The organism is Gillisia sp. Hel_I_29 (genome assembly GCF_000744275.1).
In the GTDB taxonomy this organism is placed as follows: domain Bacteria; phylum Bacteroidota; class Bacteroidia; order Flavobacteriales; family Flavobacteriaceae; genus Gillisia.
This window is the reverse complement of record NZ_JQLP01000003.1, coordinates 137,403-157,032: the sequence shown is the minus strand read 5'-3', so window position 1 is coordinate 157,032 and position 19,630 is coordinate 137,403. Positions and strand designations below refer to the sequence as shown.

Here is a 19,630-nt window from a genome sequence, read left to right as displayed (position 1 = left end):
GAAGTTTATGCTATCAATTCATAGAACTGATTTTATTTACTAATTGCCTGAGTGTTGTGATATACTAACTCGGTATGATTTATAACTGATTTACTGTTGGGCACAGACATCTGCATGTACTGCCACCCAGAATTCTCCATCTCCAGAATATTTAAAATTGTATATGTTTGGATCTACTGATGATGGGTCTGGGTCTATAATACCATCTGAGTCTGGAAGTTTATCGAATTGACCAGGTGCATCTGTAACAGGCATATTATCACTAGTATAAATATGAATTAGCTTCAGATCTATACCTCCTAAAGATTCAACACTTATAATGATATTAGATCCTTCAGCAGTAATCACTGCTGTACCTACCAATTTTTCAGGGCCTATCTTATTATTTCCTGCTCCGGCATAAATATTAAATGAAGTATTATTTTGAGTTTGCACAGAGAAAAGTTCTGCCCATCCCCATTTAGCACTTACATTTAACCCATCATCATCTTTTTTAGTCCATGTATGGTCTCCAAACATCCAGGCAGTATTACAAGAATCTCCATTTGTAATAGGGCATCCATTATTACTCTCCGGTCCTGGGACTGTCTTACATTCATCTTTACAATCTGGAATACCATCGTTATCTTGATCTAAATTATCATCTACATCAGGACATTCATCACATGCATCCCCAATACCATCAGCATCGCTATCTAGCTGTGCTGGATTATAGGTATTTAGGCAATTATCAATCTCGTCTTCTATCCCATCACAATCAGAATCATTATCTGCACAAGGCTCATCCTCACATCCTTCTCGGAAATGATAATAGGAAGAATTACCATTATCATTGTATAGTGCAAGCACCTCTGCATCTGTAATTGTAAAGCTTTGTTTTAAACCTTCTGGAGCATCATAAGCCCCATCAAAATCTAGAATTGTGATCTCTATGTAATATGTATCTATACCTTTTCCATCTGGTAATGCTATACACAATGGTTTCGCATATGCCTCAATGGGAGTATCATAAAATCCTGTTGAGTTAATCAAGGCACCATTTGTTAAAGCAAAACCTTTAGGATCATTAGGTTCTCCACTAAAGGTCCACGCTTCTAAACTAAATCTCGCCGGAAAGTGGATCACTTCTTCATTGCAATAATTTCCAAATACACAAAGTGTAATAGTCTCTACGGTGGTAAAATCAAAAAACAGATATCCATATTCATCTGCCATTCTTTGATCATAGCACAAAACTTCTACATCTACATATTTCTTTACTCCTGCTCTAAGATCAATTTCTATTGGAAGTGGAGAACTCACAAAGGCCGCAAAATTTGAGGGTCCATATACATCATTAGACCTAGGGGCTATCCATAAAGTTGTATCATTCGCATCAAGAACAGCAAAATATTCTAAGGTATAAGTATCTTCTGGAAGCTCCAATTCTTCTACTTCATTGGTTATCCATGCATCTCCATCAGAAATTATGGAAATTTCTATATAGTTCCCAAGGTCTCCATCTCTACCTGCAACCCATGCACCTAAAGAATTCTTTAATGCTACTCTAACTTTAGTAGGAATTGTTTCAGAACATTCCGGAACATCGCCAGTTACACCTTGCTTTAAAGCAGCTCTGGTAGCTTCAAAATCTTTTAATAAGGTACTAAATGAGATAGACGCAAGATTTGAAGAATCGATCACACCACTTTGCTCATCTTTACTACAAGAAGAAAAAAACATGATTAAACATACCGAAATGGTAATACAGAGTTTAAATTTTTTCATAATCAGATTAGCATTAGATAATGATATTTAGAATGGTCTATAGTTGAAATAATTTATCTTATAGAGATAAATATTAATATTAAATTATAAAGATTTGGGATTTTTAAGACTCACTTAGGGTAGCGGGGGCTAGTCTTATTACAGTAAATGTAATTTCAAAATGTAGGATATGGTATAGGGGAAATCACTTATATTTTAATGTTCCATTAAGCATGACTAACATCAATAAGATTGTGATTAATAGCGTATATGATACTTTCTAAGATAGTTTCAGAATTTGTTCTCTTAATGATATTGGCTCTATGCTTTTCTATAGTTTTTGGAGAAATGAACAAGCGATCTGAAATATCTTTGGTCTTATATCCTTTGCATAATAATTGAATGATCTCTTTCTCTCTAGAGGTAAAACTATAATTGGTTAATTGACTATTTTCTTCAAAACAGGTATTTACCATTTCACAAATACTTCCAATTTCTTCCTTAACGTAAGTATCGTCTTCGGTAAATTGTATCATCATTATATACTGGCCTTGCAGCATTTTATCTAGCTTAGAAAAGCTGATTTTAGCATTTCTAATTTTATGATCTCCAAGCCTTAATGCGGTTCTGGTAGTAGCTTGCATATGCTTACCTCGAGCAAAATTTCTTAAACTTGCCTTTACTTTCGTTTTATTCTCACAGTTTACAAAATCAGTCAATTTTACACCATCTGCGCTGTCAATTTTAAAAGTTTGCTTAAAAGAATCATTCATAGAAACTATTACTTCCTGCTGTAAAAGCACCACAGGATTACTTAATAGGTTGAACAACCCTAAAAATGCATCCTTCCAGTAATTAGAAAGTGATAGATTTGCATAAACTTGATCTATTAAACGTTCACTTAGAGCTGTAGAAGACGCTGCATCATAAAAGATATCATCTAAAAGAGGTTTATAATTAAGATCTATCTCTGCCTTATCTAAAATATTGGCATACATAATTAACCAACTCTTATTCAGAAAATGTGTAGACTTGAAATTCTCCAAATTCTTTAGATCCTGAGTTGTAAAAGAGGTCTGGTCTATAAGAATTATATCTGGTAATAATTTTAAAGCTAATGTATAAGCGGTATGTATAGAACTTACCACGTTCACCTCAAAATATCTACTTAGACCTTCCTGTAATTCACTAATAATTTCTTGCTTATTACTAATGAAAATTAGTTGCTTTTTCTCTGTTCTCATCCTCAAATTTTTTAACAATAAAGATTCCTTACCTTTTAGGTTGATAAACTTCAGATTTGGGCGAATTGTCTTTAATACCATCAGGGCAGATGACATTAAAATTTTCAGGGGGAAAATTGACTATTAAAATAAACGATATCGTAATATATAGTTTGAGCTGGGGAAAACCTTTCAGAAATTTTCAGATTCTTAAAAGGATAGCTCTTTTAGGGATTTTAAATATAGGGGATTCTACCCATTGAAACCAAAAAGTTCTCGTAATATTATCCTTACAAATCAGAGTTAATTCTCTCGTTATAAACGTATTAGAATCAGATAAAAGAAATGCGATCTCTGCTTTTTCCTATCAAAAAATTGCAATTTATTTATCTTTTAAACTAATTTGAGACAGGGTCTTCCTGAAGTAAATATACAAGTTTGAACTAAAAATTTTACCTATAAATTAACAGCTGCTAATTGAGGGTTACTTTTTAGTTTGCAACAGTTTAGGTACCTTTGCCGCCTTGAAAGAAAATATGGCTAGAGCTGAAGAAAATATTGAAGTATTAGGGGCCAGGGTTCATAATTTAAAAAATATTGATGTAACCATTCCCCGAGAAAAATTAGTGGTTATTACAGGACTTTCAGGTTCTGGAAAATCGTCTTTAGCATTTGATACTATTTATGCTGAAGGCCAGAGAAGATATATTGAAACATTCTCTGCTTATGCAAGACAATTCTTAGGAGGTTTAGAAAGACCGGATGTAGATAAAATTGAAGGATTATCACCGGTAATTGCTATAGAGCAAAAAACAACCAGCAAAAACCCTCGAAGTACCGTTGGAACTATTACAGAGATCTATGATTTCTTAAGATTGTTATTTGCGAGAACTGCAGATGCTTATAGTTATAACACCGGGGAGAAAATGGTGAGCTATACAGATGAGCAGATAAAAAATCTTATTATAGAAGATTTTAAGGATAAAAGAATAAGCATACTAGCTCCCGTAATAAGATCGAGAAAAGGGCATTATCGTGAACTCTTTGAGCAAATTGCCAAAATGGGATTTGTAAAAGTGCGAACAGATGGAGAGATTCGAGATATTGTTAAGGGAATGAAACTCGACAGGTATAAAACCCATGAGATCGAGATTGTAATAGACAGACTTAAGATTGATGATAGTGTTCAAAATCAGAAGAGATTAGAAGAAAGCATCAATACTGCCATGTACCATGGAGATGATGTTCTAATGATCATGGAACAGGATTCTGGAGAAATACGTTATTTTAGTAGGAATTTGATGTGTCCTACTACCGGTATCTCCTATCCTAATCCAGAGCCAAATAATTTCTCTTTCAATTCTCCAAAGGGTGCTTGTCCAACTTGTAATGGTATTGGGACACTTCATAAGGTGAATATAGACAAGCTCATTCCAGATGCTTCAAAATCTATTAAGAAAGGAGCATTAGCGCCACACGGACCTCAGAAAAAGAACTGGGTTTTCTCACAACTAGAACTTATTGCAGAACGGTTTGACTTCTCTTTAGCAGATGCTGTAAGTACCATCCCTGCAGATGCGATGAACATGATCTTATATGGAGGGAAAGAAAAATTTTCCAAGGAGTCTAAAAGTATAGGAATTACCAGAGATTTTAAAATTGATTTTGAAGGGATTGCTACTTTTATTGAAACTACCTATCATAATAACGATTCTACTTCTTTAAAGAGGTGGGCGAAAGAATATATGGACAAGATAGAATGTCCAGATTGCAATGGTTCCAGATTAAGAAAGGAATCGCTGTATTTTAAGATCGAAGATCAAAACATAGCAGAGCTAGCATCTAAAGACATTGTAGATCTTGCAGATTGGTTTAATGATCTTGATGCTAAACTTACAGAAAAGCAGCTAGCTATAGCTACAGAAGTTATAAAAGAGATCAAAACGAGATTGCAATTCTTAGTAGATGTGGGTCTTACCTATTTATCTTTAAATAGAGGATCTAAATCTTTATCTGGAGGAGAAGCGCAAAGAATAAGACTAGCTACACAAATTGGTTCTCAACTGGTGGGTGTGCTTTATATTTTAGATGAACCTAGTATTGGGCTGCACCAACGAGATAATGAGAAACTTATCAATTCTCTGGTTGCCTTAAGAGACATAGGTAATTCTGTTATTGTTGTAGAGCACGATAAAGACATGATAGAAAGAGCAGATCATGTTATAGATATAGGCCCGAGAGCTGGAAAACACGGAGGAGAAATAATTAGCCAGGGAACTCCAGAAGAGATCATGAAACATGATACCATTACGGCTGCATATCTTAATGGAACCATGAAAATGGAAATTCCGGATAAGAGAAGGAAAGGAAACGGAAAAACTTTAGAACTTAAAGGAGCCACCGGTAATAATCTTAAAAATGTATCTATAAAAATCCCTTTAGGAAAAATGATCGCGGTTACCGGTGTTTCAGGAAGTGGAAAATCTACGCTTATTAATGAAACGCTATATCCTATAATGAACGCTCATTATTTTAACGGCGTAAAGGTTCCAAAGCCTTACAAGAGTATTAAGGGATTAGAACACTTAGATAAAGTTATAGATATCAATCAAACGCCAATTGGAAGAACTCCGCGTTCTAATCCGGCTACGTATACTGGAGTATTTTCTGAAGTGAGAAATCTTTTCGCAAAAACTCCAGAAGCTATGATTCGCGGTTATAAACCTGGAAGATTTAGTTTTAATGTAAAAGGAGGTAGATGTGAAACTTGTAAAGGTGGCGGGTTACGAGTTATAGAAATGAATTTTCTTCCTGATGTTTATGTAGAATGTGAAACCTGCCAAGGAAAAAGATTTAACAGGGAAACTCTAGAGATTAGGTATAAGGGAAAATCTATTTCTGATGTGTTGGAGATGACCATTAATGAAGCTACTAGCTTTTTTGAATTGATTCCGAAGATCTACAGAAAAGTAAAGACCATACAGGATGTTGGTCTTGGATATATTACATTAGGGCAACAAAGTACTACGCTCTCTGGAGGAGAGGCGCAACGTATTAAATTAGCTACAGAACTTTCAAAAAGAGATACCGGAAATACTTTTTATATTCTTGATGAACCAACTACCGGATTACATTTTGAAGATATACGTGTTTTAATGGATGTTTTGAATACATTAGCAAACAAAGGAAACACTGTGTTGATCATAGAACATAATATGGATGTTATTAAAATGGCAGATCATATTATAGACATTGGTTACGAAGGTGGCAAAAATGGTGGTAAGGTACTTGTAACAGGAACTCCTGAAGAAGTTGCCAAACATAAAAAGAGCTACACCGCTCATTTTCTTAGAAAAGAATTAAATTAAAACTTAGATTTTGAATAAAGACTTGATGAATACAAAGCAAGGCAATAAAGCCTGGAACGAAATTAGAACCAACGATTCTTGGGCCATTTTTAAAATAATGGGAGAATTTGTAAAAGGTTATGAAAAACTTAGTCAGATTGGTCCATGTGTATCCATTTTTGGATCTGCAAGAACAAAACCAGATCAAAAATATTACAAGCTAACAGAACGTATCGCGCAAAAAATTGTAGATCACGGTTATGGTGTAATTACTGGTGGTGGACCAGGGATCATGGAAGCAGGAAATAAAGGAGCACATCTTGGAGGAGGAACTTCTGTTGGTTTAAATATAGACCTACCGTTCGAACAACACGATAATCCTTATATAGATCAGGATAAAAGCTTAGATTTTGATTACTTTTTTGTTAGAAAAGTAATGTTCGTAAAATACTCTCAGGGTTTTGTTGTTATGCCAGGAGGATTTGGAACTTTAGATGAATTATTTGAAGCTATTACACTAATACAAACTAATAAAATAGATAAATTTCCTATTATTCTTGTAGGTACAGATTTTTGGGGTGGCCTAATAGATTGGGTTAGATCTACACTTTTAGATACTTTTGAAAATATAAGTGCTGGAGATATGGATCTTGTTCAAGTGGTAGATACAGAAGATGAGGTTATAGACATTTTAGATAAATTCTATGATGAATATAATCTAAGTCCTAATTTCTAAATTTTTAGTATAGGTTGTTAGCAAGCTAAATTGCTTTAATTATCTTTAATTTCAATTTATATTACTAATAAATTAATGCCCATTCTCCCTTGAACGCTAAGTCAATATTTTTAATTGTTTTTTTGTACGTAGGGGGAATCCTTGGGTATGCCCAAACCCGTACAGAAATTACTGCGGTCTTGAATGACTCTACCAATATTTTTAATATTCAGCAGAAGATCATCTACAAGAATAGCAGTACTTCGGTATTGAAGGATATTTATTTAAATGATTGGGCAAATAGCTTTAGAGATAGGTCTACTCCATTAGCCAAGAGATTTGCAGAAGATTACCTTAGAAGGTTTCATTTTGCGAAAGAACAAGAGCGAGGCTACACTAAGATTTATGGTATTAACGATGCTAATATCCTTCCTTTATCATGGGTGAGATCAGATAGTCTGCCAGATATCGTGCAGGTAAATTTAAGTAAGCCACTTCAACCGGGAGAATCTACAGAGATCAACTTACTCTATCAGGTCAAGATACCTTCAGAAAAATTTACTCGTTACGGTTATGATGACGATGGAAATTTTAAGCTGAAGTACTGGTATATCACTCCTGCAGTTTATGATGGTAAATGGGTTTTGTATAGCGATAAGAACTTAGGCAATCAATACTCCCCTCCTATCAATATTAAACTTAAGTTATCTACTAGACCTTATTTATACGTTGCGTCTCCTTTAACCCAAGAGAAATTAGTTACCGAAGACCAATACAAAACGTCTTATCTTTCTGGTACCAATGTAGTAACATCAGACCTTTACCTCACCAAAACATTTAGATTTGAATCGCTTTCTGCAAATTCAAAAGAAATACTTACTAATTTAGAAGATGAAGGGTTGAACCCGGAGATCAAAACTTTCTTGCTAGAAAGGATCATGAAATTCCTTCAGACCAGGCTGGGCGAGTATCCACACAAATCTTTGATGATCACTAAAGATGATTATCAGGATAAGCCTGTATATGGTCTTAATCAGCTTCCTAAATTTATAAGACCTTTTCCAGATGGTTTTAATTATGATATGAAGCAATTAAAAACCATCATTCATACCTACCTAAAAAATACCGTTTTAATAAATCCCAGAGAAGAACAATGGTTATATGATGCCATACAGATTTCCTTAATGATGGATTATGTAGATGAGTATTATCCTAAAATGAAGTTGCTGGGTAGCTTAAGCAATATTATTGGAATTAGATGGTTCCATGCTTCAGATCTAGAATTTAATGATCAGTATCCTTTCCTGTATGAGCATATGGCTAGAATGCATATGGATCAATCCTTGGCTACTACTCAAGATTCTTTGGTAAAATTCAATCAGAATATTGCCAATGCATATAAAGCGGGAGCAGGATTTCATTATATGAATGACTTTTTAGAAACAGATGCTGTAAAAAGATCTATTTCAGAATTTTATAAAAAGAATGTTCTACAACCAACAAGCAGTGCAGAATTTGAACAAATATTAAAGAAGAATGCTGATAAAGATGTAAACTGGTTCTTTAAAGATTATGTTCAAACCGATGATAAAATAGATTTTAAGATCTCAAAACTTAAGAAAAGTAAGGATTCTCTAGAGGTTACCATTAGAAATAAACGTGCTAATGGTATGCCTGTTTCGTTATATGGGTTAAAAGATGGAAAAGTAGTTTATAAAGAATGGGTAGAAGATATTGGTTCCAGAAAAACGGTTACCATTCCAAGAGATAGCATAGAGCGATTGGCTCTAAATTACAATGCAGCCATTCCAGAAGTTAACAAAAGAGATAATTATAAAGGAGTTACTACTCTTTTTAATAAACCTATACAGTTTAGAATTTTTCAGGATGTAGAAGATCCTCATTACAACCAGATGTTCTTTATGCCAGAATTTAGTTATAACCTTTATGATGGCTTGGCAATAGGACCAAAATTATATAATAAGACCTTTTTAAGCAGAAACTTTGATTTCAGGATTTCTCCAAAATTCGGATTTACGAGTAAGACAATTGTAGGTTCTGCCGCTATTGCCAATACTCAATTTTTTGATGATCAAAATCTTTTTGCTGTAAAATATGGAATTGGAGGAACAAGATTTTCTTATGGTTATGATTTATTCTATAATAAGTACACTCCCTTTTTAGGTTTTTATTTTAGAAACAATTACTTAAGAGATAACTTAAGACAGAGTTTATTTATAAGAAGTGTAAATGTAGAACAAGATCTAAATCCATTAAATCCTGTAGATCAACCAAAATATAATGTATTTAATATAAGCTACAATTTTAAAGATGCCAATTTAGTAGATTACTTCTCTGGAGGAATAGATTATCAATTGGCAAAGAACTTCAGTAAAGTTGCTCTAAACTTAGAATACAGAAAGCTATTCAGAAACAATAGGCAATTAAACTTAAGGTTCTATGCTGGAACGTTCCTATATAATGATGAAACAGACAACGATTATTTTAGTTTTGCATTAGATAGACCTACAGATTATCTTTTTGATTATAATTACTACGGACGTAGTCAAAGTTCCGGACTTTTTAGCCAACAGATAATATTAGCGGAAGGTGGATTTAAATCTAAGCTAGAACCTGCGTATGCAAATCAATGGATCACTACGGTAAATGCAAGCACCAACATTTGGAAATGGATCTATGCTTATGGTGATGTGGGTGCAGTTAAAAACGAATTGAAGAATGCAGAATTTCTTTACGATTCTGGGATCAGACTAAGTTTTGTTGCAGATTATTTTGAACTATATCTTCCAGTTTATTCCAATCTAGGTTGGGAAATTGGTCAGGAAAATTATGATCAAAAAGTTAGATTCATAGTCACTTTAGATATTAATACGCTCATTAAATTGTTTACTAGAGAGTGGTATTAAAGATCAATACCTTTCCAAAAAAACAAAGTCTTAATTTATCTACAATTTTTACTTCTGATTATACAATTCCTAAAATTTAGGCGATATTTGCAAAAAAAATGCAGATATTTTAATCTAAGAACGATTTTACATATTATACCAATAAAAATGGTAAATATCTTGAATTGTATTTAACCTTAGTTTTAGCTATATTTGTTACAATTCAAACTTAATTTCATGCAAAGCGAAACACCATCTAAAGAAACTATATCTTTTGAAGATTTTAAAACAGAAGTTTTAGAAGATTATAAAATTGCAGTCACCAGCCGTGAGTGTAGCTTACTTGGGAGAAGAGAGGTTCTTACCGGAAAAGCTAAATTTGGAATTTTTGGCGATGGGAAGGAAATCCCACAATTAGCAATGGCTAAGGTTTTCAAAAATGGAGACTTTAGATCTGGTTACTATAGAGATCAAACCTTTATGATGGCTATTGGAGCATTAACTATTCAGCAATTCTTTGCCGGTTTATATGCAGATACATCTATAGAAGAGGAGCCAATGTCTGCCGGTAGACAAATGGGTGGTCATTTTGCTACTCATAGTTTAAATGAAGATGGAAGTTGGAAGAACTTAATGCTACAAAAGAACTCCAGTGCAGATATTTCACCTACAGCTGGCCAAATGCCAAGATTATTAGGGCTTGCTCAAGCTTCCAAGATCTACAGAAATGTGGAAGGAATAGATGCAGAAATGTTCTCTAACAATGGAGATGAAATTGCATGGGGAACTATTGGGAATGCAAGTACTAGTGAAGGTCATTTTTGGGAAACCATAAATGCTGCCGGAGTATTACAAGTGCCAATGGTTATGAGTGTTTGGGATGATGAATATGGAATTTCTGTTCACGCAAAATATCAAACTACAAAAGAAAACATCTCTGAGATCCTTAAAGGTTTCCAAAGAGATGAAAATAATAAAGCATACGAGATCATTATCGTAAATGGTTGGGATTATGTAGCTCTTGTGGAAGCGTACGAAAAAGCTTCAAAAATTGCCAGAACAACGCATTCTCCTGTTCTAATTCATGTTAAAGAACTTACCCAACCTCAAGGTCATTCTACCTCAGGTTCTCATGAGCGTTATAAGGATGAAGATAGATTAAGTTGGGAAAGAGCTTATGATTGTAATGTGAAATTCAAAGAATGGATCATTGAAAATAATTTTTCTACGGAAGAAGAATTAGATGCCATAGATAAAACTATTAAAAAGCAGGTTAGAGATGGAAAGAAAGCTGCCTGGACAGCTTACTCTCAGCCTATGAAAGATAAGTTGAAAGAACTTTTACCTCTTCTAAAAGCTGCTGCAACAGATAGTAGTGATGAAGCTACCATAGAAAATCTAACTAAAGAGCTTTCAGAAATTAAAGATCCTCTTAAGAAAGATCTTTTAGTAGCTGCTAGAAAGAGTTTAAGATATCTTATAGGAATAGACAGCGATGCTAAAACAAAACTTGCTAACTGGATTACAGATTACACCAATCAATCTCAACCTGAATACAGCAGTCATCTTTATAGTGAATCAGAAAATATCGCTCAAAATGTTGATGAAATAGCAGCAGTTTATTCTGAAGATTCTAAAGATGTTGATGCTAGGATAATTCTTAGAGATAACTTTGATAAGATCTTTGAAACCAGACCTGAAACTTTAATTTTTGGAGAAGATAGTGGAGAGATAGGAGATGTAAATCAAGGTTTAGAAGGACTTCAGGAAAAGTATGGAAAGTTAAGAGTTGCAGATGTTGGAATTAGAGAAGCTACCATATTAGGACAGGGTATTGGAATGGCCATGCGTGGACTAAGACCTATTGCTGAAATTCAATATTTAGATTACGTGCTATATGCATTGCAAATAATGAGTGATGATTTGGCAACCCTACAATATAGAACTAAAGGAAAACAAAAAGCACCGCTTATAATTAGAACCCGTGGACATAGATTAGAGGGTATCTGGCATAGTGGATCTCCAATGGGAGCTTTAGTTCATTTATTAAGAGGAATTCATATTTTGGTTCCTAGGAATATGACCAAAGCTGCTGGATTTTATAATGCATTGCTCAAAGCAGACGAGCCTGCATTAATTGTAGAATGCCTTAATGGATATAGGTTAAAAGAAAAATTACCAGAGAATCCGGGAGAATATACTACGCCAATTGGAGTAGTAGAAACTATTAGAACTGGTACAGATATAACTTTGGTTTCTTATGGATCTACCCTAAGATTGGTAGAGGAAGCTGCACAAGAATTAGAGCAAGTAGGTATCTCTGCAGAAATTATTGACGTTCAATCTCTTTTACCTTTTGATCTAAATCAGGACATAGTGAAGAGCGTTGCTAAAACTAATAGATTATTGGTAATAGATGAAGATGTTCCTGGGGGAGCTTCCGCATATATTCTTCAGAAAATTGTTGAAGATCAAAATGCATATATCCATCTAGATAGTAAACCTCAAACGCTCACAGCTAAAGCACATAGACCGGCTTACGGTACAGATGGAGATTACTTCTCTAAACCTTCTACAGAAGATATCTTTGAAAAGATCTACGAGATAATGAATGAGGCCAGACCTCAAGATTTTCCACAGCTTAGATAAGTTAAAAGGAATAAAAAAATAAAACCCCGCTCTAAAATTTAGAACGGGGTTTTTTAATTATATCTAACTCAAGTTGTTTCAGCATCTATAAATCATTATAAGTAGATTTCTGCAACCAATACATCTCGACTTCTATCGATATTACATTTGAATATAAAAGATGTAATTTAGTCTAAAGCAATAGCTATGGTAACCACTTTTTCTCAAAATTAGGCTTTCTCTTTTCTAAGAATGCATCTCTACCTTCTTTAGCTTCATCTGTCATATAAGCCAATCGTGTTGCTTCTCCTGCAAAAACTTGTTGCCCTACCATCCCATCATCGGTAAGATTCATGGCAAATTTTAGCATTTTTATTGAAGTTGGAGATTTAGCTAAAATCTCCTGAGCCCATTCATACGCTGTATCTTCTAGTTCTGCGTGAGGAATAACGGCATTCACCATCCCCATTTCAAAGGCTTCCTGAGCATTATAATTTCTACCTAGAAAGAAGATCTCTCTTGCCTTCTTCTGTCCTACCATTTTCGCCAGATATGCAGACCCATACCCTCCATCAAAACTAGTTACATCTGCATCTGTTTGTTTAAATATAGCATGTTCTTTACTCGCCAAGGTTAGATCACAAACCACATGTAAACTATGTCCGCCACCTACAGCCCATCCCGGTACTACTGCTATTACTGCTTTAGGCATAAATCTAATCAATCTTTGTACTTCTAGAATATTCAATCTGTGCATTCCATCTTCTCCAACATACCCTTGATGTCCTCTTGCTTTTTGATCTCCTCCACCACAAAATGAGTAAACTCCATCTTTGGATGAAGGACCTTCAGCAGAAAGCAATACAACTCCAATAGAAGTATCTTCCTGTGCATCATAAAAGGCATCATATAATTCACTGGTAGTTTTAGGTCTAAATGCATTTCTTACATCTGGTCTATTGAAGGCGATCCTCGCAACTCCATTCGCTTTTTTATAGGTGATATCTTCGTACTGCTTTGCAGTTTTCCAATCAATTTTTGTCATTTTGATAATTTTAAAGTAAAAATAAGATTTTTTAAAATAAAACAATGATTCACTACAAAGGCTTAATCAGTAGAAAAAATCTAACAGATCAAAATTTGCACAATTCTTGTTATATTTAGGAAAATAATTTTAATGAAATTTATCGGTTTTATTCTAGCTTTTATATGCTTTTCTTTTATAGGCTTCTCTCAGGAAATTCCTTTAGCAAAATCTGAAAGGTCTGGTTTTATAATTAAAAGGTTAGAAGTAAGACCTTCCCTCTCCAATTTAGCTCCGGAAATTCCTAATGCGGGGAATTATAGAATTAGAACTGTAAATTTTAATGTTGAAGATAAACCTCGCGAAGTGAATATCGCAGAAGCTATGGAGCGTGAACGTAGAATGAAATCTAGAACCGTAGATTTAGATCCTCCTGTGCAGATAAATAAACAATCTTCCAGCATTTCAATTACCGGAGGTGAAAATGCAAGATTTAATCAAAGTTTTGAGCCTCGCCTTAATAACAGTAGTACCAGAGGAACAAGAAATTCTGTTTACATAGATGCTTCAGAAAGTACGGGAGCAGCCTATTTCCAAAGCTACTCCCCTTTTTATAGAGGTAATCGTTATTAGTCTTTTACTAAATAGATCCCATCTTCTTTAATATCTATAAGTCGTTGCTTATAGAGCGTTCCAATTGCTTTTTTAAAGCTTTTCTTGCTCATCTGCAATTGTCGTTGGATTTCGTTAGGATCAGATTTATCGGTTAGTTTTAAACTCCCACCTTTTAATTCCATTTCATTTAGAATATCCTGCGCATTTGGCTCAATACTTCTATAGCCTGGACGTTGCAATGTGATATCTATTTTTCCATCTGGACGCGTTTTTTTCACCCATCCTTTTAACCTATCTCCCGGCTGAAGATCTTGAAAAACATCATCTTTAAAGATCAACCCCTGGTGAATTTCATTTACAATAACATTCACTCCAAGATCTGTTGGATTGGCAACAATTAGATCTACTTCTTCAAAAGGCTCTACTGTAAGGTCTGAATTAGTAAGAAAAGAATTGGTCTTACTTGAAGCAATCAATCTATTGGTTTCTTCATCTAAATGACAAAATACTAGGTACCAGCTTCCTTTTCTCATCTTAGAAGCCATCTCCCTATAGGGCACAAAAAGATGTTTTTCCAGTCCCCAATCTAAAAAAGCTCCAATATCATTAACCTCTACACATTTTAAAAATGCAAATTCGTCTAATTTTACAAATGGAGTTAAGGTTGTAGCAACCGGTCTTTCTGAATGGTCCAGATAAACAAAAACTCTTATTTCATCTTCTAATTGAAAACTCTCGGGTTTATATTTGTTAGGCAACAAAACTTCATCCCCTTCAGCATTTTTAAGAAACAATCCGGGATCTGTATCCCGATCTATTATCATTGTGTGATATTCACCAATATTAAGCATAGTTCAAATTTAAAGTGTAAAGATACTTCATATTTTATGGGTTTTGGCATAAACCAAAAAATCCGTCTTCTCATGGTGGAGAAAACGGATTTCTATATAATAAAAGGTTCTAATTAAAGACGCTTTCTTTTTTAAAGTGCTTTGTAAGCAGGTAATATACAGTAACCCTATTCTTATTCCTATTAGATTTACCATACTTCTCCATTACGGCATCCATAGCTTCATCAAGCTTTTCATCATCTTTCAAACCTAATTTCTTAATAAGGAAATTCTTTTTTACAGTTTCCATTTCAGAACTACTTGAACTTGAAACAGTTTCCGCGTCATTTTGAAAAACAGAAGGACCGCAATATTCGGTGATTTTCCTTATAAGATCCACATCTGGCTCCCCTATTTTATCTCTAACATCTTGAATATACTTTCCTACTTTTTCATCGGTTTTACTCATAATTTAAATTTTAATGATTTAACAGTCATCAATTTAAAAAAATTAAAGTAAGATTTTCGTAAACTATTCTTAAGATTTCATGAAACTGAAATAATTCAGCAGTACTTCGTCATTTAATTTTCTTGGAGTAAAAATTTCTAACAACTTAGGTCTATCAGAAGCCTTATAGAAATCCTGAAAAGCTTCGTTTATTTCATCTGAGTTTGAAGCAGCAACATATTCTAAGTTATGCATCTCACAAAGAGAATTAGCTTTAAGCTGATGCGTTGTTTCGAAATAAGTATCAAAATTCTCGGTATTCTTATTACCCGGAAGAATTCTAAAAATTCCACCTCCTCCATTATTCAGCACAATGATTCTAAAATTTGAAGGGATATAGTTGTTCCAAATTCCGTTACTATCATAAAAGAAACTAAGATCTCCGCAAATAAGCAGCGTTGGCTCTTCAGAAATAGTTGCGGCGCCAACAGCTGTAGAAACACATCCATCTATTCCGCTTGTCCCTCTATTGCAAAAGATCTTCTGAGAAGCCTTCCATTTGAATAATTGGGCATATCTAACGGTAGAGCTATTTCCTAACTGCACTACATAATTTTCAGGAACTGAAGGTACAATGGCCTGCATTGCTTTAAAATCTGAATATGGAATTTCTTCTATATATAGATCATGTCTTTTTTGTCTTTGTTTTCTGATATTTTTCCAATGTGCAGCGTAATCACTCTTCCCTTCTTCAAGTAATGGAAAGAATCCTTCAAAAAATGAATTCACTGAAGTTTCAAAATGTTTATTCAGGCAGAAGAACGTATTGTATGCTTTTTTAGGATCTATATGCCAGTGTTGTTGTGGTTGATAATTCCTTAAAAACGCCTTTATCTTCTTTGAAACTATCATCCCGCCAAAGGTCAATAATATATCGGGTTGAAGTGCCTCGAATTGTTGCTTGAAATCTTCTGATTTTTCTATAGGCCCTATCAAGGTATCTATTCTGGTAAAGAATTCTTCATGTTGCAGGTTAGACGTAGTCTCTGTCAATACCAGAACCGATTCATCTGTAGCTAAATAATCGAGGAATTTCTGCTCTATGGCATTAGGTTGCGCCACTCCTACGATCACCATCTTTCGTTTTGCCTTATTCCAAATATCAGCATAACTCTCCAGTTCTTTCGCACTATAGATGCGCTCCACTTTTTCCGGTAATATCTGCAACGGATTTACAGTAACATCTTCTACAAGATCATATAGAGGCTCATAAAAAGGCACATTTATATGCACCGGCCCATTAACCTCTAACGCTTTATTCAAAGCCAAATTGATCTCACGCTCGTTATGCTTTTGAGATTCAAATTGCTTTTGTAAAAGTTTCTTATCAGTAGAACTTGTCTCTAGCACGATTTCAGAATAAAGATTTGCAGAGTATTCTATATGATTTTCAAAAACATTTTTTTGGCGAATTGTCTGCCCGTCTCCAATATCTATTCTCTCAATAGGTCTGTCTGCAGAGATCACCACTAAAGGGATATCGCTGTAGTAAGCTTCAGAAATAGCGGGATAATAATTTAATAAAGCAGAACCAGAACTACAAACCAATGCTACTGGTTGCCCCAATTGCTGCGCCATTCCTAAAGCAAAGAATGCAGCACAACGTTCATCTACAATACTATAAGAATTAATTTCAGGATGGTGCGTAAAACCAATGGTTAAAGGTGCATTTCTAGAACCTGGAGAAATTACTACATGTTTAATATTCTTAGCTACACACAAGGCAACTATAGATTGAGCTACGGGAATTTTGGAATACTTCATACTATCCCAAAATTACAATTTCCATCGAAAAAAACAGGTATCTCTAAGGCTTATTTAACAAGTACTGCCTTCATAGTTTGTGCTTTATTCATAGTTTCAATCCATTCTTGTTCCGGATCTGAATCTTTAGTGATTCCTCCTCCTATATATAAGATTGCTTCATCTTCGTCTAATTTTAAACAACGTAGATTCACAAATAAACTGGTTTGTTTTACTACACTTAGATAAGCCTGATTCTCTCGATTCCTACGATTACTGCTTCGTTGAACTTTTTCTTTGATGTTCAATTCACCTAAAAAACCGGTATAGAATTCCCTGTTATACTTTTCATTTTTCAGAATAAAGTCTTTTGCTTCTTTTTTAGGCAAACCACAAATAGCAGGAGTTGGATGAATTGCTTGAATTAAATGTTCCAACTTCACTTTATCATCTATTTTAACGCTGATATCTGTTCTAAGATGAAGCAATTTTCCGGCTTGAACGGTATAAGGTCCGGATTTTAAAATATCATTTTTATCAAGATCAAGATCTCCAATATTTTCAATGATAGAATTGGTTACAAATTCTTGTTCTTCGATCTCTTTTAAACCCCATTCCACGTCTGTAGTATTCTCGAGCTTTTGAGTACCGGCAAGCGCCATGGTCTTTAGTCTATTTCTTTTTATCTGAAGTAAGGTTTCTGGAGTAGCACCTAACCAAATCCCAACCTTTGGATGGTACCAGAGGTATACAAAGGCGGTAGGATATTTTGAAAGCATTTTTCTAAAAAGCAAAAGTGCATTTGGAGCCTCCAATTTTACACTTTCCTTTCTGGAAAGCACTACTTTTTTAAGATCGCCATTCTTAATAGCGTCTAATGCTTGCTGAACAAGATCTAAATGATTTTGTTTTCCTGCTTCACTTTCTATCTCTATCGAAATTGAATTATCGGACATATTATCATCATCCACTTGAAAATCAGCCTCTAAAAACTCTGATTCATCTGAAGGAATCAAAAAACTATCTTGTTCATTATCAAAAGGAGCGAAAACAAATCCGCTTTCTTCAAAATCGTGAATGAGATGTGTTTGATCATCTTTTTGAAAAAAACCTCTTAAATTTTCCTGATTTGGAGTATTAGAAGCTTTTCTATATGCTACAAATGGTAAGTCTAGATCGAGTTGCTCTTGAATTCGGAGATAAAAATTTGTAAGATCAATCATTATTTTTCTTTTTCGGGAGTGCAATGGTGGTAAGTTTTACTAAAGAGATCAAATTATCTTCTGCATCTGTAACTCTAATATTCCAGAGCTGCGTGGTTCTTCCTTTATGAATAAATGTTGCCTTCGCATACACCATTCCCTCCTTAATACTTTTTAGATGATTGGCAGAAATCTCAATTCCGCGAACATAATATTCCGCAGAGTCAATAAAAATATGAGAAGCAACACTTCCCACACTTTCTGCCAAAGCTACTGTGGCACCTCCATGTAAAACCCCATCCGGCTGATGAACTTTAGCATTAACGGGCATCTCTGCAGTCACAAAATCGTCTCCAATATCGGTGAATTTAATATCTAAAGTATCCATCAATGTATTTCTACACATTTCATTACACTTTGCCAGAATTTCCTGCTTCTCCATTGCTATAAGATTGTTTACTTTGTAAAAATACAAAACACCGCAGATGAACAGAGAAGAAAAACAGGTTTCTTATAAGATAACCAATACCTATAGCACTTTAAACGAGTATACCTCAAAAACAAAAAATGTATGGCTGGTTTTTCACGGAATTGGATATCTAAGCAGGTATTTTCTGAAGTATTTTAAAGACCTCAACCCTGAAGAGAATTACATTATCGCCCCGCAGGCACAATCTAAATATTACCTAAATAATAAATATACCCATGTTGGTGCGTCTTGGTTAACCAAAGAAAATACGGAAGAAGAATTTGAAAATGTTCTGAACTATTTAAAGGAAGTCTTTAAGGCGGAAGGATTAGATAAAGTAGAAAACCTAAATGTTTTGGGATACTCTCAAGGAGTTTCTATAGCAACCAGATTTGTTGCCAGAGAAAAGATACAATGCAAGAATTTAATTCTCCTCTCAGGAAAAGTACCACAGGAATTAGCTACTAAAGATTTTGAATTTCTAACCGATACTAAATTCTCTTTTATTTACGGAACTCAAGATGAATACCTGAAAGCTGGAGTTGTAAAAGTAGAACACGAACGTTTAAAAGAATTGTTTCCAAAGAATTTAAACGTTATCACTTTTGATGGTGGCCATGAAGTTAGACCAGAAATTCTATCTAATATTGGTGAAAGCTAATCAAAAAAAAAGC

The 19,630-nt window shown here is 34.3% G+C and carries 14 protein-coding genes; 6 read left to right on the top strand and 8 right to left on the bottom strand.

Annotated elements, in window-relative coordinates:
* Positions 1-90 precede the first annotated feature (90 nt).
* Both P163_RS04375 and P163_RS04370 read right to left on the bottom strand, forming a co-directional pair.
* Entirely contained in the window at positions 91-1,767 is a 1,677-nt protein-coding gene (locus P163_RS04375; protein ID WP_197055423.1) for a thrombospondin type 3 repeat-containing protein, read from the bottom strand.
* A gap of 206 nt (positions 1,768-1,973) precedes the next feature.
* A complete protein-coding gene (locus P163_RS04370) occupies positions 1,974-2,990 on the bottom strand; it encodes a response regulator transcription factor (protein WP_034888324.1) in 1,017 nt (338 codons plus the stop codon).
* Positions 2,991-3,505: 515 nt separating this feature from the next.
* Between P163_RS04370 and uvrA the strand changes: the two genes are divergently transcribed.
* The 4 genes from uvrA (at position 3,506) to P163_RS04350 (ending at position 12,586) form a co-directional block, all read left to right on the top strand.
* Positions 3,506-6,337, top strand: coding sequence for an excinuclease ABC subunit UvrA (gene uvrA / locus P163_RS04365; RefSeq protein ID WP_034888322.1), 2,832 nt, complete (start codon positions 3,506-3,508; stop codon positions 6,335-6,337).
* A 25-nt stretch (positions 6,338-6,362) separates the two neighbouring features.
* Complete coding sequence (locus P163_RS04360; RefSeq protein WP_034888053.1) at positions 6,363-7,052, top strand: TIGR00730 family Rossman fold protein; 690 nt, start codon at positions 6,363-6,365, stop codon at positions 7,050-7,052.
* 122 nt (positions 7,053-7,174) lie between these two features.
* Positions 7,175-9,958 (top strand): metalloprotease, encoded by a 2,784-nt coding sequence (locus P163_RS04355; protein WP_034888051.1) that lies wholly within the window; start codon positions 7,175-7,177, stop codon positions 9,956-9,958.
* A 216-nt stretch (positions 9,959-10,174) separates the two neighbouring features.
* Complete coding sequence (locus tag P163_RS04350) at positions 10,175-12,586, top strand: thiamine pyrophosphate-dependent enzyme (protein WP_034888048.1); 2,412 nt, start codon at positions 10,175-10,177, stop codon at positions 12,584-12,586.
* A gap of 184 nt (positions 12,587-12,770) precedes the next feature.
* On the opposite strand, the gene P163_RS04345 is transcribed toward P163_RS04350, so the two are convergent.
* Positions 12,771-13,610: a 1,4-dihydroxy-2-naphthoyl-CoA synthase gene (locus tag P163_RS04345; RefSeq protein WP_034888045.1), complete on the bottom strand. Its 840-nt coding sequence runs from the start codon at positions 13,608-13,610 to the stop codon at positions 12,771-12,773.
* A gap of 132 nt (positions 13,611-13,742) precedes the next feature.
* On the opposite strand from P163_RS04345, the gene P163_RS04340 reads away from it, so the two are divergent.
* Positions 13,743-14,222, top strand: a complete 480-nt coding sequence (locus P163_RS04340) for a hypothetical protein (RefSeq protein ID WP_034888044.1) — start codon at positions 13,743-13,745, stop codon at positions 14,220-14,222.
* On the opposite strand, the gene P163_RS04335 is transcribed toward P163_RS04340, so the two are convergent.
* The 5 genes from P163_RS04335 to P163_RS04315 form a co-directional block, all read right to left on the bottom strand.
* Positions 14,219-15,055: a S1 RNA-binding domain-containing protein gene (locus tag P163_RS04335; protein WP_034888041.1), complete on the bottom strand. Its 837-nt coding sequence runs from the start codon at positions 15,053-15,055 to the stop codon at positions 14,219-14,221. The genes P163_RS04340 and P163_RS04335 overlap by 4 nt on opposite strands.
* Before the next feature lie 109 nt (positions 15,056-15,164).
* On the bottom strand, positions 15,165-15,503 hold the full coding sequence (locus P163_RS04330) for a DUF2853 family protein (RefSeq protein ID WP_034888039.1): 339 nt from the start codon (positions 15,501-15,503) through the stop codon (positions 15,165-15,167).
* Between the two features lie 69 nt (positions 15,504-15,572).
* Positions 15,573-17,306 carry a 2-succinyl-5-enolpyruvyl-6-hydroxy-3-cyclohexene-1-carboxylic-acid synthase gene (menD, locus tag P163_RS04325; protein ID WP_034888038.1) on the bottom strand — a complete coding sequence of 578 codons (1,734 nt, stop codon included), beginning with the start codon at positions 17,304-17,306 and terminating at the stop codon, positions 15,573-15,575.
* Positions 17,307-17,356: 50 nt separating this feature from the next.
* Complete coding sequence (locus tag P163_RS04320; RefSeq protein ID WP_034888036.1) at positions 17,357-18,508, bottom strand: chorismate-binding protein; 1,152 nt, start codon at positions 18,506-18,508, stop codon at positions 17,357-17,359.
* A complete protein-coding gene (locus P163_RS04315) occupies positions 18,501-18,929 on the bottom strand; it encodes a PaaI family thioesterase (protein ID WP_034888034.1) in 429 nt (142 codons plus the stop codon). The genes P163_RS04320 and P163_RS04315 overlap by 8 nt, the downstream gene beginning before the upstream one ends.
* Positions 18,930-18,972: 43 nt before the next feature.
* On the opposite strand from P163_RS04315, the gene P163_RS04310 reads away from it, so the two are divergent.
* Positions 18,973-19,617: an alpha/beta hydrolase gene (locus tag P163_RS04310; protein ID WP_034888032.1), complete on the top strand. Its 645-nt coding sequence runs from the start codon at positions 18,973-18,975 to the stop codon at positions 19,615-19,617.
* Positions 19,618-19,630 lie beyond the last annotated feature (13 nt).

Excerpts from the sequence above, each read along its gene's own strand:
- P163_RS04350 (WP_034888048.1), top strand. The coding sequence starts at position 10,175 with ATGCAAAGCGAAACACCATCTAAAGAAACTATATCTTTTGAAGATTTT.
- uvrA (WP_034888322.1), top strand. The coding sequence starts at position 3,506 with ATGGCTAGAGCTGAAGAAAATATTGAAGTATTAGGGGCCAGGGTTCAT.
- P163_RS04340 (WP_034888044.1), top strand. The coding sequence starts at position 13,743 with ATGAAATTTATCGGTTTTATTCTAGCTTTTATATGCTTTTCTTTTATA.
- P163_RS04320 (WP_034888036.1), bottom strand. The coding sequence starts at position 18,508 with ATGATTGATCTTACAAATTTTTATCTCCGAATTCAAGAGCAACTCGAT.
- menD (WP_034888038.1), bottom strand. The coding sequence starts at position 17,306 with ATGAAGTATTCCAAAATTCCCGTAGCTCAATCTATAGTTGCCTTGTGT.
- P163_RS04345 (WP_034888045.1), bottom strand. The coding sequence starts at position 13,610 with ATGACAAAAATTGATTGGAAAACTGCAAAGCAGTACGAAGATATCACC.
- P163_RS04330 (WP_034888039.1), bottom strand. The coding sequence starts at position 15,503 with ATGAGTAAAACCGATGAAAAAGTAGGAAAGTATATTCAAGATGTTAGA.
- P163_RS04375 (WP_197055423.1), bottom strand. The coding sequence starts at position 1,767 with ATGAAAAAATTTAAACTCTGTATTACCATTTCGGTATGTTTAATCATG.
- P163_RS04335 (WP_034888041.1), bottom strand. The coding sequence starts at position 15,055 with ATGCTTAATATTGGTGAATATCACACAATGATAATAGATCGGGATACA.
- P163_RS04370 (WP_034888324.1), bottom strand. The coding sequence starts at position 2,990 with ATGAGAACAGAGAAAAAGCAACTAATTTTCATTAGTAATAAGCAAGAA.
- P163_RS04315 (WP_034888034.1), bottom strand. The coding sequence starts at position 18,929 with ATGGAGAAGCAGGAAATTCTGGCAAAGTGTAATGAAATGTGTAGAAAT.
- P163_RS04310 (WP_034888032.1), top strand. The coding sequence starts at position 18,973 with ATGAACAGAGAAGAAAAACAGGTTTCTTATAAGATAACCAATACCTAT.
- P163_RS04360 (WP_034888053.1), top strand. The coding sequence starts at position 6,363 with ATGAATACAAAGCAAGGCAATAAAGCCTGGAACGAAATTAGAACCAAC.